Genomic DNA, 13,943 nt, shown 5'->3' with positions numbered 1-13,943 from the left:
TTATTTTACGGTTTGTTTTTGATCATAGGGTCATTGTCGATGTCCTTCTGCTCGGCCAGCTTGACATTGGCAAGGAAGGCGGACACGCGGCGAAGATATTCGCGCGGGTGTTCGCGGAAAATGAGCTCATGATGGCTGCCCGGGACGATCCATACATCGGAGTAAGGGTTCGTCTGGTTCCCCGCCAATTTTTCGGCAATCGGGTAAGGCGCTTTTTCATCCTCCGTCCCGTGCACGAAAAAGATCGGGAACGGGTAATCCTCCTTTTTGACCTGTTGATACGGGATTTGATGCAGGCTGGTTCCGTTAAGCACGGGGAACAGCAGCTCCAATATTTCGAGCGACGGATGCCGCGGCAGATCGATCTGGTTTTTGATGTTATGGTACAGCGTATCCGGCTCAAGCAGGAAGGTGCTGTCCAGAATCATGGCGTCGACATCTTTGGTCTGCAGTCCGGCCTGAAGCGCCGTGCCCGCCCCCATCGAGAAGCCCCACACGACGATCTGTTTTGCGCCGCGCTTTTTGGCCAGCTCGATCGCTCCGAGCAGCTGCTGCGATTCGGCTTTGCCGCCCGTGGCCACCGCCTTGCTGGTCTGCGACGCGAAGCCGTAATCGAACATGACGACGTTAAAATTCATCCGGTGCGCGTAATGGGCCAGGTCATACATCGGGATCCACGTTTCCTCGCGGTTGGCGCCGTATCCATGGCTGAATACGATCGTTTTCTTCGATCCTGCGGCGGGAATGTACCAGCCCTGCATCATCCGGCTTCCGTCCAAAGCGGGAAAGGTGACGTTTTCGTAGGACATATGTTTTGCCTGCATCGGATTCGAGTACAGCGGCGCGACGGTCGGGTTCGAAAGCACCCAGGCGATATAGGCGTGCAAAGCGATAAAACAAAAGAGCAGGAAAAACACGACGGACAACAGCAAAGCGACAAGAACATGCTTCAGGCGGATCAGCCGCGGAGAGAGCGGTATGGGTGTTTCGGTTAGGGGGGGAGAAATTTGGGCGTCGTTCCGGGTTGCCATATTCATGCTTGCCCCTCCTTTATATCAAATTTCAGGATTCTACAAATTTCGAGTTCTATTTCTAGTTTACCTATTATACACCCGATTCGGAAACAGAAAAAATTTTACTCTATATCCTATGCGCTCTGCTGCCTAAAGTCAACAGCCTGGCTTGCGATCGGGGGCTTTTTTTGAGGCGTGAAAATGGTGGCTCCAATATAGCTTGCGCATTCTTGGAATGGCGGGAACATGGGCTAAACGAGGTTTTCCTTCGCCGGCAGATCGGTTGCGTTATTTCTTTTGGGACGAGGCGCGTATTTTTAGCGAAAAAGTAGACTTTGAGGGCTGAATTTCTTATAATTATTGTAACCATGTTTCATTTAGTGAAACATTAAGAGGGGCGGGAGCAAGAATGGAAGACCGCAAATTAACGGTGCGCGCCGTCGAGCGTGCGCTTGATATATTGATGTGTTTTACCAAAAGCGGCGAGCTGGGGCTGACCGAAATCGCCGGACAGATCGGCCTGCATAAAAGCACGGTGCATCGCCTGATGACGACGCTGGAGGAGAAAGGTTTCGTCGCCCGGGATGCGGCTACGGAGAAGTACCGCCTGGGCCTGAAGGTATGGGAGTTGTCCACCCATTTGTCCAAAAGCGATGACCCGGCCGTGTTGTTCCTTCCGGCCATGGAACGGCTGCGCGACCGACTTGGGGAGACGGTAAGCTTGTATTTGCGGGACGGCAAAGACCGCCTGCGGATTCAGGCCGTACAGAGCAACCAGGCGATCCGGCGGGTGGCGCAGGTCGGCGCGCGCCTTCCGCTGCACGTCGGCGCCTCCAGCAAGGTGCTTGTCGCCTTTGCTTCGGAGGACGACCGGCAGGAGCTGTTCCGCGATCCGGAGTGGCCGGAAATGGCCGATCCGGAAGGTTATCTGCGCATGCTGGAGGAGATCCGGGAGCGCGGGTACGCGACCAGCTTCGAGGAGCGCGAGCCGGGCGCGGCCGCGGTAGCCGTGCCGATCGTAAACCGGAGGGGCGAGGTGGCTGCGGCCCTCTCCGTGTCCGGCCCGATCAGCCGGATCGGCGTCGATACGCTGCATGAGTTTGCGCCGGTGCTGATCGAAGCGACCCATGAGATGGGCCTCATGATATAGGCATAGGCGGCAAAAAGCCCGCTTGACCGTTTAAACGGTCAAGCGGGCTTTTGATCGTATAAGAAAATAAAAGTTCCGGAGCCTCTGCTTGCCTTAGTCGCAAGCAAAACTGCCGCTAATAGCGGTTTGTCTTCTATTGAAGTACGTCGATAGAATTTTTACTTTTCAGGCCTCGATATGCTCTTTGAACCAGCGCACGATGTGGGTGAGGCGCCGCGTGCGAAGATAAGGATTGCCGCTGCGGGAAAGATTATGGTCTGCGCCCGGGAAGCGGATGAGCTGCGTTTCTTTGCCGAGCCGTTTCAGGGCGACGAACAACTGCTCGCCTTGTTCGATCGGGCAGCGCAGATCCTGCTCGCCGTGAAGGATAAGCAGCGGGGTGCTTACGTCCTTCACGTAGGCCAGCGGCGAGTGTTTCCACAACTTCTCGACGTCGTCCCACGCATTGCCCCAAATCTGATCCTCCGTAAAATGGTACCCGATGTCGCTGACGCCGTAGAACGACAGCCAGTTGCTGATGGAGCGCTGCGTGACGGCCGCCTGGAAGCGGTTCGTATGCCCGACGATCCAGTTCGTCATAAACCCGCCGTAGCTGCCGCCGGTTACGCCGAGACGGGAGGCGTCGACGAACGGGTAATGCTCGAGCACGTAATCGGTAAATTCCATCAGGTCCAAATAATCCCGTCCGCCGTAATCCCCGCGAACCGTGTTGACATGGACCTGGCCGTAGCCGTGCCCGCCGCGCGGATTCGTGTAGAACACGGCATAACCGGAAGCGGCAAGCAGCTGGAATTCATGCATGAACGTATGGCCGTACATCGCTTGCGGCCCGCCGTGGATTTCAAGGACGGCCGGAACTTTGGAGCCTTCCTTAAAGCCGATCGGCTTGATGATCCAGCCCTGGAACGGCCAACCGTCGCCGGTCGTAAATTGGAACTCCTCCGGCTCGCTCAGCGCAAGCTCGCTCCAAAGCTCTTTGTTGCATTCGGTCAAACGCGTCTCTGCTCCGCCCGGCAGCTCCATCCGGTACAAATCGCCGGGATTCAACGGGTCGGCGGCGGCAAACACCAGGCTGCCCTCCGGCGTCAGCGCGAACTGGTAAATTTCGCGGTCGCCGCCGGCGACGATTTCGAAATCGTCGCCGTCCAGGGCAAAACGGGCGATTTCGACGCGGCCGTTCTGGCTTACTTGAAGATAGACGTATGCTCCGTCGTGGCTGAAAACCGGAGGCGTCCCGGCTCCGGCACGCATGTCGCTGACGCAGCTGTGGCCGAGCTGAATGTCGAGCTCGGTGTACAGGGCGCGGTATTCGCCGCCCTCGGCAGGGATGAGATAGATGCGGGTCAGCGTCGCGTAACCACAGGACAGATCGTCGGCAAGCATCAGGATGGAGAGGCCGTCAGGCGTGTAGCTGACGGCGCCGATGCGGATTTTGCCGTCCGTTAGCCGCCGCGCTTCGCCGCCGGCGCGGTCCGTCACGTACAAATCGCCCGTCGGCCTCAAATCGGGGTCGGCATATTCCTCCGTCGGCAGCTCCGCCGTGTATGCGATACGTCTGCCGTCCGGCGACCAGGCGAACGAGCCGACGTCAAACGCACCTTCCGTAATTTGCACGCTGCTTTTGGCTTCGAGGTCGAACACGAATAAATGCGACCGGCGGACGCTTCTCAAACCGACTCCGTCGGCTTTATAACGGATGCGGTCCACGATTCTCTCCTCGGGAAGTTTCGTTTCGTCTTTAGCTTTGGAGGACTCGGCTTGCTCTTCAATTGTATCCGGCGCTTCGGCTTTCAGCAGCAGAGACTTGCCGTCCGGCGACCATTTGAAGGCGCTTACGCCATGCTTGAGCTCAGTAGCAGGCTGCGCTTCGCCGCCATGTGCGGACATGATCCACACTTGGCGCGCGTCTCCTTTTTTGCGGAGAAAAGCGAGCTGCGACCCGTCGGGGGACCACTGCGGCGCCCCGTCCTGCTCGCCGGCCGCAAACGGAACGTCAATGCCTCCGTTCGGCTGGATGAGGCGGATTTGGTTCAAGTAACCGTCCCGCTTGTCGTTGACGGTTTTCAGTATGTATGCCGTCGCGCCGTTGTCGGGCGAAACGGCAGGATCGCTAACCCAGTGCATGCGGTACAGGTCCTCGGCCGTTATGAAGCGTTTCTCACTCATCGAAAAAGACCTCCCATGAAAATGATGAACCATTGCATGAGTTCATTATCCCAGAGAATGGACGGAAATTCCATCCCGCTTCGATAAAGGCCGAGGGCCCGGTACCGCTTATTTATGTTTCTGAATCCATGCGGCCATATCGGAAATCAGTTCCGCGGATACGTTGGATGGAGCGGCATATTCCGTTCCGATCGAAAGGCCGCCGTAATCCGCAAGCACATGGTTCATTTTCGGATACGATTTGAACTCGACGTCGCTGCGGGTTTGAAGCGCGTTTTTCCACCCGTTGAACTGTTTCATCGTCACCTGCCAGTCGTTTTCCCCCTGCAGGATGAGCATTGGCGTATGCTGTTTGGCCGCCAGGTCGACCGGCTTGTAGTTCTTCTGCTCAAACCACCAGTAAGCGGGGGACGCCGGGAAGTTCTCCGGCATATGGTCCACGGTGTACTGCGGATCATTCACCAGCTTGGCGATTCCCGTCCATGCGGCCGCCTGCTGTTCATACGGCGCCGCGTCCTGGCCTAACTTCTTGACGCGCGCCACCAGCTCCTGCTGCTGATCGATCAGCGTATCCGCAAATCCCAGGCTCGGGCCGGAGAGCACGATCGCGCCTGCAACGTCATGGTCTTGGTCCGCATCGATAATGAGCGGCATCGCGAAACCGCCTTGGCTGTGGCCCGCGACAAAAATCCGGTCCGCATCGATTTTCGAAGTCCGTTTCAGCAGCTTGACGGCCGAGACCGCGTCGTCCACGCTTTCTTTTTTCAGCGTGAATTTCGGATCGGACGCTACCTTGAAGGTATGCTCATAAGTAACCTTGTCGTAACGGAGAACGGCGATACCTTTGGCGGCCAAGCCGACGGCCAGATCACGCAGCGGCTTGGCGGCACCCATCGAAGAATCGCGATCTTGCGGCCCTGAGCCATGGACGAGCACGACGGCAGGGAAAGGACCTTCTCCTTGCGGCAGCGTCAGCGTGCCGGGCAGGGCCATCTCGCCGTTCCCGATGCGCACTTCCTGCTCCGTATAGGCGGCGGGGTTGTCGTAGGTCGGTTTTTGATACCCCGCGGCGCTGACCGGCCCCAAATACATGTCATCCACTTTGCCGTCGGCGTTCAGCCGGAGCGTCACGTTCACGGGCACCTGGCCCAGCTGCAGCATGTACGAAACGTTACGGTAGACCGCATCGGTTCGCTCCGTTTGCACAGGAGGGTTCGAGGACGTTTTTCCATACATCTGCTCATAATTGCCCCATAAAGCATTGATCGCTTGAACCGGCAGCGCTTTCTGGAAAGCGGGGCTCATGTATTCGGCCGCTTTGGCGCCGTTTCCGGCTTCAAGCGCTTGAAGGAAGAGATCGGCGGCGTTTTTGGAAGCTACCGGCTCCTTACCGCCGCCCGTACCGGATGTTTCACTGAAAATGCCGGAAAGGAAAGCGGCAGGGACAAGCGTTTTCCCGGAAACGAGCTGAACGGTGCCGCCGACCTGCACGGTTTTGCCGTTTAACAGCCCTTGGGCTTTGCCCGGCGTCAGAACAAGCATCGTGTCGCCTTTTGTCAGTGTCACGGTATGCGCAGCCTGATCCCAGCGGACCTGCACGCCGAGCTTGGCGGCAGCGTCGCGCACGGGGGCGTAAGCCGCCTCGGCTGGGGCCGTCTCCGCCGCGGAAGCGGCGCCGGGCACGGTGAGAGCAAGTGCAAGGGAAGCGGCAGCGATGTTGCGGAATGTTTTCGGATTCTTTTTCATGAAGGTTCCTCCTCGGGAGCGTCTTCGCTCCGGTATATGGATTAAAGGCATCATATGCAAGGGATGCTGGTATCTTCGGTGTCCGATGCCGCAAAACAACCCTGTGGCGATGGAATGCTTAACCTGTGATAAGGCTGGCAACAAGGATGGCGAGCAAGGTCGCTGCAAAGACGATCCATGCGACCGGTCTGGCGAAATTGACCGTCCACCCGATGCCCATTCGCTTCTCTACGAATAACGCCGGATCGTCCGGGTTGTAGTAAATGAAGCCCAGCTTCCAGAAACGGTCGTCATTGACGGCGGTATTGCTGGCGCCGCCCGTTGGGCGGCCGATGCGGCGTCCTCCTTGCCCGGTCGTAAACGAAAGAACCAAAGCCGTGATGACGATGATCGATGGCATTAGGAGCGTGATGAGAAAGACCACGTCGCTCGGCAGCGAATAACGCATATTTAATTGAATGAACGAAAGCATGAGCACGATGATCATGCCGGAAACCGCACTGAACATCGACCATCTGAGGCGAAAGACGGCATTTCGATGCGCCGACAGTTCGGGATGATCGGGATGAAGCTGCTGTTTGCTTTTCCGGATCATCCGATTGATGAACATGAACAGCGCAATCATGACGAGCTGCATCAGGTTCGGCCCAAGAACCGTTCGCAGCGACTTGCCGACAGAGCGGGTGACTTCACCCTGCCAATTGAACTTCATGGCGATGGATGACGGGAATTGATCGTAATAGACGAGCGCAAGGATGGCGCTGACCAGCATGACGGCGATATGCAGCGCAAACCAGCGGTTGGAAATCGTGATCTTTTTGCTGCGGAACTTCGTGTCGATCGCTACTTTTCCGCTTGGCCGGCGGACTTCCGGCAAGGAAGCTTTCGCCTTTTTCATTCTTAGGTAAAAAATGAAGCTGATCGCCGCCGAGCAAAGGATCACCAGAGTGATATAGACGGTCAAGACGGACGCCTGGCCTTGCTCGCTTGCATGCATCAACGAATACAGGCAAACGAGAAGCAGGAGGGTATACACCGTGCCGCTGATCCAGGCGAATTGCTTTCTCATCCGCCGCAGCTGCGGGCTGTGGTACATCTCTTCGCTGACCGAAACGCCAAAGCTGACGGTTTCCCTGCTGAGAAACGGCATGGCGACCAGCGCAATGGAGATCGGGATAAACAAGGCGACGATCATAATAGCGGGGATCCAGAACATTAAGCATTCTCCTTTTTGCCGTGTGAAATATCTTCATAAATGGAATCGACCATTTGAAGCAGCCTTTCTTTATCCATATTGCGGCAAATCGCCTCGGCAATGAGCGGCCGAAGCTGTTCCGCCTGCTTCTGTTCAAACTCCGGAGTGACGGGAGGCATGCCGTCCGGATTGACGACCACGCCTTTCTGCCGGTGAATCTGGATATAACCTTCCTGCTTGAGCAGCGTGTAAGCTTTGTTGATGGTATGCAAGTTAACGCCGATATCGGCCGCGAGGTTGCGGACGGAGGGAAGATCTTCGCCCGGCTGCAGGCTGCCGCTCGCGATGCCTTCGATAATCTGGTTAATCAGCTGCGTATAAATGGGGAGATCCGACTGCATATCCAGGCGGATGATCATACAAAGACCTTCTTTCGGATATGAATTACACTTCTGTTATACAACAAATATAACAGATAGAACGAATGCTGTAAATAAACATTTAACCCAAGTACGGAAAAGGAAAAGGAAAAGGAAAAGGGCCGACCGCGAACATGCGGCCGGCCTCATGCCAAAAAGCGCCTGCCCAAAGCAGACACTTTTGTTCGTGTACGTATATCAACGTTGTTGTTTACAAACCTCAATAAAAAAAGCAACCGCACGCAAAAATTCACTTGTACGGTTGCTCTTTTGAGACATCAACAGAGATCTTCTAGATTGCACCAAACCTCTTATCTCGCTTCCCTTTTCTCCGTAAAAAAGTAGAGCAAGGCCAGCACCGGAAACAGAACGCCAAGCCATATGGCCGCTTCCCATCCGCCTTGCGCGTACGCCCATCCCCCCGCTGCGGAACCGATGGCCCCGCCGGCAAAAAAGATCGCCATGAACAAGCCGTTCAGCCGGCTGCGAAGCTCTGCGCCCAGAGCGAAAATGGAGCGCTGCCCGAGCACGAGGTTGGCGGACACCGCCATGTCCAGCACAATGGCGGCCACGACCAGGCTGATGATCGAAAGCAGGGAACCGCCATGGATCAGAAGGGGCAGGAGCATGGAAATGACCGCGAGCCCAAGGGCGATCCCTGTACCGGGACGGATCCATCCTTTATCGGCAAGGCGGCCGGCAACCGGCGCCGCCGCTGCTCCGGATACTCCTACCAAAGCGAACAGGGCAACCCCTGTTTGCGAAAAGTGAAATGCCGGACTGACCAGCAGCATGGGAACCGTCGTCCAAAACAGGCTGAAGGAAGCAAACAGGAACGCATGATAAAGAGCTCTGCGCCGCAAAATCGGCGTCGTCTTCAGCAGCTTCACCATCGACGACAGGATGGCCGGGTAGCTGATGGATGTCTGCGGACGTCTTGCCGGAAGCGCCTTGGCCAGAACCAGCGCAAGCACCAGAATCAGAACGGCGGACAAAATAAAGATGGCGTGCCATCCCAGGAAGTCTTCCACTAGGCTTGCAGCCGGACGGGCGAGCATGATGCCGAGGAGCAGGCCGCTCATGACATTTCCCACGTTGCGCCCCCGCGTTTCCTCAGGAGACAGATGAGCTGCATACGGAACCAGGATCTGGGCGGCAACGGACCCTACGCCGATAAACAGCGATGCCGCAAGAAACAAAGCCGCGTTGCGGACTTCGGCAGCGACGACGAGCACGATCACGTTAAGGAGCAGCAGCGTGACCACCAGCCTGCGGTTTTCGAGCAAATCCCCCAAAGGAACGATCAATAACAGGCCGATTCCGTAACCGATTTGGGTTAAGGTGACGATCAATCCCGCCGCTCCGGAGGATAGTCCCAGGGCTGAGCTGATCGATCCTACGAGAGGCTGGGCATAATACAGGTTGGCAGCGATGATGCCGCAAGCGACGGCGAGGATCAGGTTGATCCAGGACGAAACGGAAGCGGCGTGAGGCTTTCCTTTTGCGATGGTATTCATAACATTTCTCCTTTGTTTATAAGGCATCCTTTATCGGAACGATCATTCCAGTATGAGTGCAGGCAGCCTATATGGTTATAGATAAAATCCTTTTCGGAACATTCGTTCCAGTATGGTTAAAAAAATTACAGCATGCCTAGCACCATTCCCATCATTTCCCGCGCTTTGGCGCCGTCCTGCTGAATTTTCGCCATCACGTTAACGCTGTGGTTGAGATTGAGCAGCATGAACGATAAGAGACGAATGTCTTTGTCGGGAGAAATTTCTCCGGTCTCCTGTCCTCTCTTTAATTTTTCGTAAAACAGCTGTTCCAGTTCCTCAAAGCTCTTCTTGACCATGTTTTGCAGCGGTTCGTCCATGGCGTCGATACTCAGGGCTGCGTTCGTAATCAGGCACCCGTTGGGAAGGACTTCGTCCTGCGCGGCAAAAGCATTCGTGATATGAATCTCGAAATACTGCCGGATGCCCTCAATGGCGGCAGGAGCGGCGATTAACAGATCCCGCTTTCTTTGCGACATTTTTTTGTAGTGCTGGATCGCCTCGTAGTACAGGGACTGCTTATCCTGGAACGTTTCGTACAAACTGGAACGGCTAAGACCCATCGCTTCCAGCAAATCCGGTATGCTCGTCGCCTCGTAACCTTTCTCCCAGAACACCATCATAGCTTTGCGGAGCACTTGATCCCGGTCAAATTCTTTGGTGCGGCCCATCGGCGCCACCTCCTTTGAGCACAAGTATATACGAACTGGAACGAGTAGTCCAGTATTTTTTGTTCCATGCTTGCGTGGGCACCGCGCGAAATCTCATAGGCCTGTTTGATGCAGCGAGGCATGCAGAGTCTGAGGCGTTTGGGCAGATCGAATTCATTATGCATGAGGGGATCGGCGTACGGAAAAGACAAAAAAGCCGACCGCAAACATGCGGCCGGCTTCATGCCAAAAAGCGCCTGCCCGAAAGCAGTCGCTTTTGTCTGAGCAGCGTATATCAACGTTGTTGTTTTTGGTTCATTTTCTTTTTGAGCAGTTCTTTAAAGGTCGCGTTTTGCTCCAGGGAATCTTCCTTTTTCTTCGGCGCAATGACCTGAGGTCTCGGATATGAAGGGTGAAAGGGCATCATCCGCGGGACGTTCATCCTGATCTCTCCTTCCGAAGGTTTGCCGGCCTTGAGCTTGTCGGGCAGCGGGGCAAACCGGAAGCGCCGTGGGTTCGGCGCAGTTTCTTACCATCTGTTACCCGTTTCGCGCGTTTTATAAACATCATATTTTGAAAATTTAAATTTTGCAAAAATTCAAGGCGGAAATTGATGCGACATTTTATGTCGTACCATGTCTTCTATAATGGTCCTGTAACTTGGAAAAATGAAATGAGGTTGAATGTCTATGGCAAAAACGAAACGAGGTCGCGCATTATGGAGTTTGCCGTCCAGGGGGCGGGGAACATGCCCTGTTTGCCGCAGCACGCGGATCAAGCTCCTGTATACGCGCACGGCTACGGACGGAACGGCTCTAAAGGTGTGCAAAAAATGCTTTAAAGCCGAGCAGGAACGAGTCGACGCCGCCAGTAGAAAGCCGGAATCCGCAATTCGGAAGGAGTAAATCGGGCGTTTTGCGGCCGGGGAAAATTTGAAAAACCGCTTGTATCGGAAAGCCCGCGAATGCTTCAATAAAATGGCAGGGCATCACTTCTTGTTGCGAGGGGAAGCGAGATATGAGCAATATGCACAGGATTCACTGGTTTGACCAGCGGATTAGGGGAGGGCATTATCCGAGCAGCAAAGATCTTGCCCTTCAATTCGAAATTTCCAGAAGGCAGGCGCAGCGGGATATCGAATACCTTGCGGTTTCCTTGCGGGCTCCGCTTCTTTACATAGCCAAATACCGCGGCTACTGCTACGAGGACAGAACCTATGTGCTGCCGCATTTGTACATGACGGAAGAAGAGAAGTCGGTGCTGAAGTTTTTGGCCCGGAAATACGGGGAGTACAGCAGCGATTCACCGTCCGGCGTGCAGCGGGTCGCCCATTTGCTGGGCAGGTTCGCGGGTGAAGAGGGAGGGGAGGATTCCCGCCGCCTCCCTTTTTTCGAAGCCGATCCCCGGCTTATTCAGATCAGTCAGCAGCTTTCGTTTGCGATTTCGCACCGAAGGGTCGTGCATCTCCATTACCGGCACGAAAACGGGCAGACCCGGGAAAACGTATGCCCTGTGCGGCTGCTTTCCCAATACAACGCCGATTATGTCGCCGCTTATGGGGAGCATGGGGGCGGGAGGATGCTTTACCGGCTGGACCGCATCGAAAACTTGCATATAACGGGACGTATTTTCGAACAAGACGATGGGGAAGAGGTTCCGCTCACAAAAGCCGGGCCTCCCGGGCTCAAACCTTTTACGGCCAGGCTTAAACTGAATTCGGAGCTTCAAGGCGATACGTGGCATGGTTATAAAGCCCGATCGGCGGGAGATGGTCTTTACGACATCGAGTTTTATGATGCGGATGCATTTTTGCAGCAGCTTGTGCTCGGATCATGGCAGAGGCTGGAATCCCCCAAATGGCTGAAAACAAAGCTGCAGAACCGATGCGAACAAATATTAAGATGCTTGTATGGGGAGGAATGATGCCAGTGTCCGAAGTGATTCTCGAACTCGAAATGAAAAGGGAATCGAAGTCATTTACAGATAGCCTGTATGCGATCCTTACGGGAGCAGGGTTGTTTTCCGGGCCGAAATACATGCTATCAGCGCTGAGCGGCATGGCTTCCATTTTTTCTGTACACGAGAGGCTGCTGCCGTTTTGCGTTAGTGCGTACGGGGAATGGGGGACGGTACATAAACGCGCTGCCGATAATCTGGGCATTTTCACGGTGACGGATGCAGGCAGGACGCGGCATCCCACCTTCAAGTCGTATCAGCAGGATGCCGTTGAATGGATCAAAGCAAGCCTCGACCGCGGACTCGCGGCAGTGTATTGGCTGCCTGAGTTTGGCGTTATCCATGGATATGACGATGCCGACCGGATTTTTTATGTACAGGATGGATTCTCTTCGGAAAGCCGAATTGTTTTATACGATAACTTTGGCATCAATTCCACTCCTTTTTGGTATGCTCAAATTTTTGGCGGGAAAGTGGATATTCCGGTAAAAGACATGACCCTCGAAGCGCTCCGCATGGCATTGGACGATTGGGAAACCCCCTATTCCGTTCCGCCTGACCGCAAGATCGCATCCGGCAGGATGGCGTATTCATATTATATCTCTGCGCTCGAGCAAGGGGATTTTGATGCGCACGGAGCCGTTTATATTTTGGATTCTTTCCGGGTTTCACGAAATGAAATCATGCTCTTTTTGCAAGACACAGCGATTTTATTCCCAGGTTTAAATGAAGCGGTAAAGTGTTATGAGCAGCTAGTATGCAACTTCGGAGCGCCTGATCGGTGGGTTGATGCCGAAAACAGGAGACGCGCATGGAGTCCTCACGTTGTTCCGGCTCTGGTCGATATATTGAAAGAGGCTGAGCGGCTGGAAGAGCATGCAATGAGGATTTTCAAAAAAATATCCGGACAATATCCCGATTTGAGCCGGTCCACGGTTCCGCGCTGGGGACTGCATTCCGCAAGATAAAAGGAGGGGGAAAGGGATGGGGAAAAAGATTCTGAAGAATTTGGGTATGACCATAGAGTCCCGATCCTATGTCGATGCCATGCATGCGGTGCTAACCCATGCCGGTTGGACGACGTATTCCAAGGCTGTGCTGTCCGGAGTGACCGTCACAGGTTTCCGGTTTGCGGTCCATCGGCGTTTAACCGCCGAATCGCCGACGGCTTACAATTGGATGGCGGAAAACTTTCTTGCCGCGGATTTTGTGGGGGTCACGGCTTCGTCATCGGCCGGATTTTCTTTTCATCCGACGTTTCCGCTCTACAGGGATGCAGCGATTGGGCAAATCAAGGCTTCGCTGGATCGGGGAGTTGGAGCCGTGATTTGGAAAGATGGCTTTGCCATTGTGGCAGGGTATGATGACGAGGAAGGGACCCTGTATTATGACGACGGCGGAGGACTTGGGCTGCAGCGGCTGCCATACGATGAATTCGGACAAAACGAGTCCCCATATTGGTACTATCAGGTCTTCGAAGGAACGGTGGAGCTCGATCCGCTCGAAATATATAAAGAATCTTTGATGCAGGCCGCCTACAAATGGGAAACACCTGACCGGGTACTGCCGGAAGCCGATTATGCCTGCGGATTTGCCGCTTATGATGCAATTAAGCAAGCTTTATCCGATGGGGTATACGATCCCGTGCAGGCTGCCGGCGTTTTCGAAAGTTACGCGGCTGCCAAACGAGACGTCAGTGAATATATGGAAATGCTGAGCCGCCTGTGGCCACAGCTTGAACCGGCGGCTGATGGGTATCGGAGAGTGGCGGACGCCTTTCAGAAGGTGATGGGAGCCATGGACGGTGATCACAACAGAATGAAGCGCAAGGAGCAAAGCCTTGTTCTTCTATTTGATGAAGCGCAGCAGGCGGAGCACGGAGCGATCGGTCAGATCAAAACATTTATGCAAGAGCGGATCCGAAACCGATTTGATCATATCGGGTTGCGTTAGTCGGCGTATGCACGCTGGTAATGCGGTACGGCATTGTAAATGTTATAAGCTGGCGATGAATGAAGAAATACAGCCAAAAAGGCGTTCCCAAAGCCATTTTGACCATGGCTTCAGGAACGCCTTTTTACATTTGGGATAT

Annotated in this window: 12 protein-coding genes; 5 read left to right on the top strand and 7 right to left on the bottom strand. The window is 54.7% G+C overall.

Going from position 1 to position 13,943, the window contains the following annotated elements; translation table 11 throughout:
- Positions 1-5 precede the first annotated feature (5 nt).
- Entirely contained in the window at positions 6-1,037 is a 1,032-nt protein-coding gene (locus GQY55_RS04565) for an alpha/beta hydrolase (protein WP_160038681.1), read from the bottom strand.
- Between the two features lie 385 nt (positions 1,038-1,422).
- Between GQY55_RS04565 and GQY55_RS04560 the strand changes: the two genes are divergently transcribed.
- Positions 1,423-2,163 carry an IclR family transcriptional regulator gene (locus GQY55_RS04560; RefSeq protein ID WP_160038679.1) on the top strand — a complete coding sequence of 247 codons (741 nt, stop codon included), beginning with the start codon at positions 1,423-1,425 and terminating at the stop codon, positions 2,161-2,163.
- A gap of 165 nt (positions 2,164-2,328) precedes the next feature.
- Here the strand turns inward: GQY55_RS04560 and GQY55_RS04555 are convergent, their stop codons facing one another.
- The 6 genes from GQY55_RS04555 to GQY55_RS04530 all read right to left on the bottom strand — a co-directional run bounded on the left by GQY55_RS04555 (position 2,329) and on the right by GQY55_RS04530 (position 9,916).
- Positions 2,329-4,329, bottom strand: a complete 2,001-nt coding sequence (locus GQY55_RS04555) for an alpha/beta hydrolase family protein (protein WP_160038677.1) — start codon at positions 4,327-4,329, stop codon at positions 2,329-2,331.
- Between the two features lie 108 nt (positions 4,330-4,437).
- On the bottom strand, positions 4,438-6,075 hold the full coding sequence (locus tag GQY55_RS04550) for an alpha/beta fold hydrolase (RefSeq protein WP_160038675.1): 1,638 nt from the start codon (positions 6,073-6,075) through the stop codon (positions 4,438-4,440).
- Between the two features lie 118 nt (positions 6,076-6,193).
- Positions 6,194-7,291, bottom strand: coding sequence for a DUF1648 domain-containing protein (locus tag GQY55_RS04545; protein WP_160038673.1), 1,098 nt, complete (start codon positions 7,289-7,291; stop codon positions 6,194-6,196).
- Positions 7,291-7,689: a GntR family transcriptional regulator gene (locus GQY55_RS04540; RefSeq protein ID WP_160038671.1), complete on the bottom strand. Its 399-nt coding sequence runs from the start codon at positions 7,687-7,689 to the stop codon at positions 7,291-7,293. Before GQY55_RS04540 ends, GQY55_RS04545 begins: the two co-directional genes overlap by 1 nt.
- A gap of 311 nt (positions 7,690-8,000) precedes the next feature.
- Complete coding sequence (locus tag GQY55_RS04535; protein ID WP_160038669.1) at positions 8,001-9,206, bottom strand: MFS transporter; 1,206 nt, start codon at positions 9,204-9,206, stop codon at positions 8,001-8,003.
- Positions 9,207-9,331: 125 nt separating this feature from the next.
- On the bottom strand, positions 9,332-9,916 hold the full coding sequence (locus GQY55_RS04530) for a TetR/AcrR family transcriptional regulator (RefSeq protein ID WP_160038667.1): 585 nt from the start codon (positions 9,914-9,916) through the stop codon (positions 9,332-9,334).
- A 668-nt stretch (positions 9,917-10,584) separates the two neighbouring features.
- Between GQY55_RS04530 and GQY55_RS31220 the strand changes: the two genes are divergently transcribed.
- The 4 genes from GQY55_RS31220 to GQY55_RS04510 all read left to right on the top strand — a co-directional run bounded on the left by GQY55_RS31220 (position 10,585) and on the right by GQY55_RS04510 (position 13,804).
- On the top strand, positions 10,585-10,800 hold the full coding sequence (locus GQY55_RS31220) for a hypothetical protein (RefSeq protein WP_160038665.1): 216 nt from the start codon (positions 10,585-10,587) through the stop codon (positions 10,798-10,800).
- A gap of 112 nt (positions 10,801-10,912) precedes the next feature.
- A complete protein-coding gene (locus tag GQY55_RS04520; protein WP_160038663.1) occupies positions 10,913-11,818 on the top strand; it encodes a helix-turn-helix transcriptional regulator in 906 nt (301 codons plus the stop codon).
- Positions 11,818-12,819 carry a hypothetical protein gene (locus GQY55_RS04515; protein ID WP_160038656.1) on the top strand — a complete coding sequence of 334 codons (1,002 nt, stop codon included), beginning with the start codon at positions 11,818-11,820 and terminating at the stop codon, positions 12,817-12,819. The genes GQY55_RS04520 and GQY55_RS04515 overlap by 1 nt, the downstream gene beginning before the upstream one ends.
- Before the next feature lie 16 nt (positions 12,820-12,835).
- Positions 12,836-13,804, top strand: coding sequence for a hypothetical protein (locus GQY55_RS04510; protein ID WP_160038654.1), 969 nt, complete (start codon positions 12,836-12,838; stop codon positions 13,802-13,804).
- Positions 13,805-13,943: the final 139 nt, after the last annotated feature.

Source organism: Paenibacillus sp. USDA918EY (assembly GCF_009870825.1).
Taxonomy (GTDB): Bacteria; Bacillota; Bacilli; order Paenibacillales; family Paenibacillaceae; genus Paenibacillus_AQ; species Paenibacillus_AQ albilobatus.
Note: the sequence above shows the minus strand (reverse complement) of the source record. Positions and strands in the feature narration are given on the sequence as shown.

Excerpts from the sequence above, each read along its gene's own strand:
- GQY55_RS04510 (WP_160038654.1), top strand. The coding sequence starts at position 12,836 with ATGGGGAAAAAGATTCTGAAGAATTTGGGTATGACCATAGAGTCCCGA.
- GQY55_RS04540 (WP_160038671.1), bottom strand. The coding sequence starts at position 7,689 with ATGATCATCCGCCTGGATATGCAGTCGGATCTCCCCATTTATACGCAG.
- GQY55_RS04560 (WP_160038679.1), top strand. The coding sequence starts at position 1,423 with ATGGAAGACCGCAAATTAACGGTGCGCGCCGTCGAGCGTGCGCTTGAT.
- GQY55_RS04565 (WP_160038681.1), bottom strand. The coding sequence starts at position 1,037 with ATGAATATGGCAACCCGGAACGACGCCCAAATTTCTCCCCCCCTAACC.
- GQY55_RS31220 (WP_160038665.1), top strand. The coding sequence starts at position 10,585 with ATGGCAAAAACGAAACGAGGTCGCGCATTATGGAGTTTGCCGTCCAGG.
- GQY55_RS04515 (WP_160038656.1), top strand. The coding sequence starts at position 11,818 with ATGCCAGTGTCCGAAGTGATTCTCGAACTCGAAATGAAAAGGGAATCG.
- GQY55_RS04545 (WP_160038673.1), bottom strand. The coding sequence starts at position 7,291 with ATGTTCTGGATCCCCGCTATTATGATCGTCGCCTTGTTTATCCCGATC.
- GQY55_RS04520 (WP_160038663.1), top strand. The coding sequence starts at position 10,913 with ATGAGCAATATGCACAGGATTCACTGGTTTGACCAGCGGATTAGGGGA.
- GQY55_RS04555 (WP_160038677.1), bottom strand. The coding sequence starts at position 4,329 with ATGAGTGAGAAACGCTTCATAACGGCCGAGGACCTGTACCGCATGCAC.
- GQY55_RS04530 (WP_160038667.1), bottom strand. The coding sequence starts at position 9,916 with ATGGGCCGCACCAAAGAATTTGACCGGGATCAAGTGCTCCGCAAAGCT.
- GQY55_RS04550 (WP_160038675.1), bottom strand. The coding sequence starts at position 6,075 with ATGAAAAAGAATCCGAAAACATTCCGCAACATCGCTGCCGCTTCCCTT.
- GQY55_RS04535 (WP_160038669.1), bottom strand. The coding sequence starts at position 9,206 with ATGAATACCATCGCAAAAGGAAAGCCTCACGCCGCTTCCGTTTCGTCC.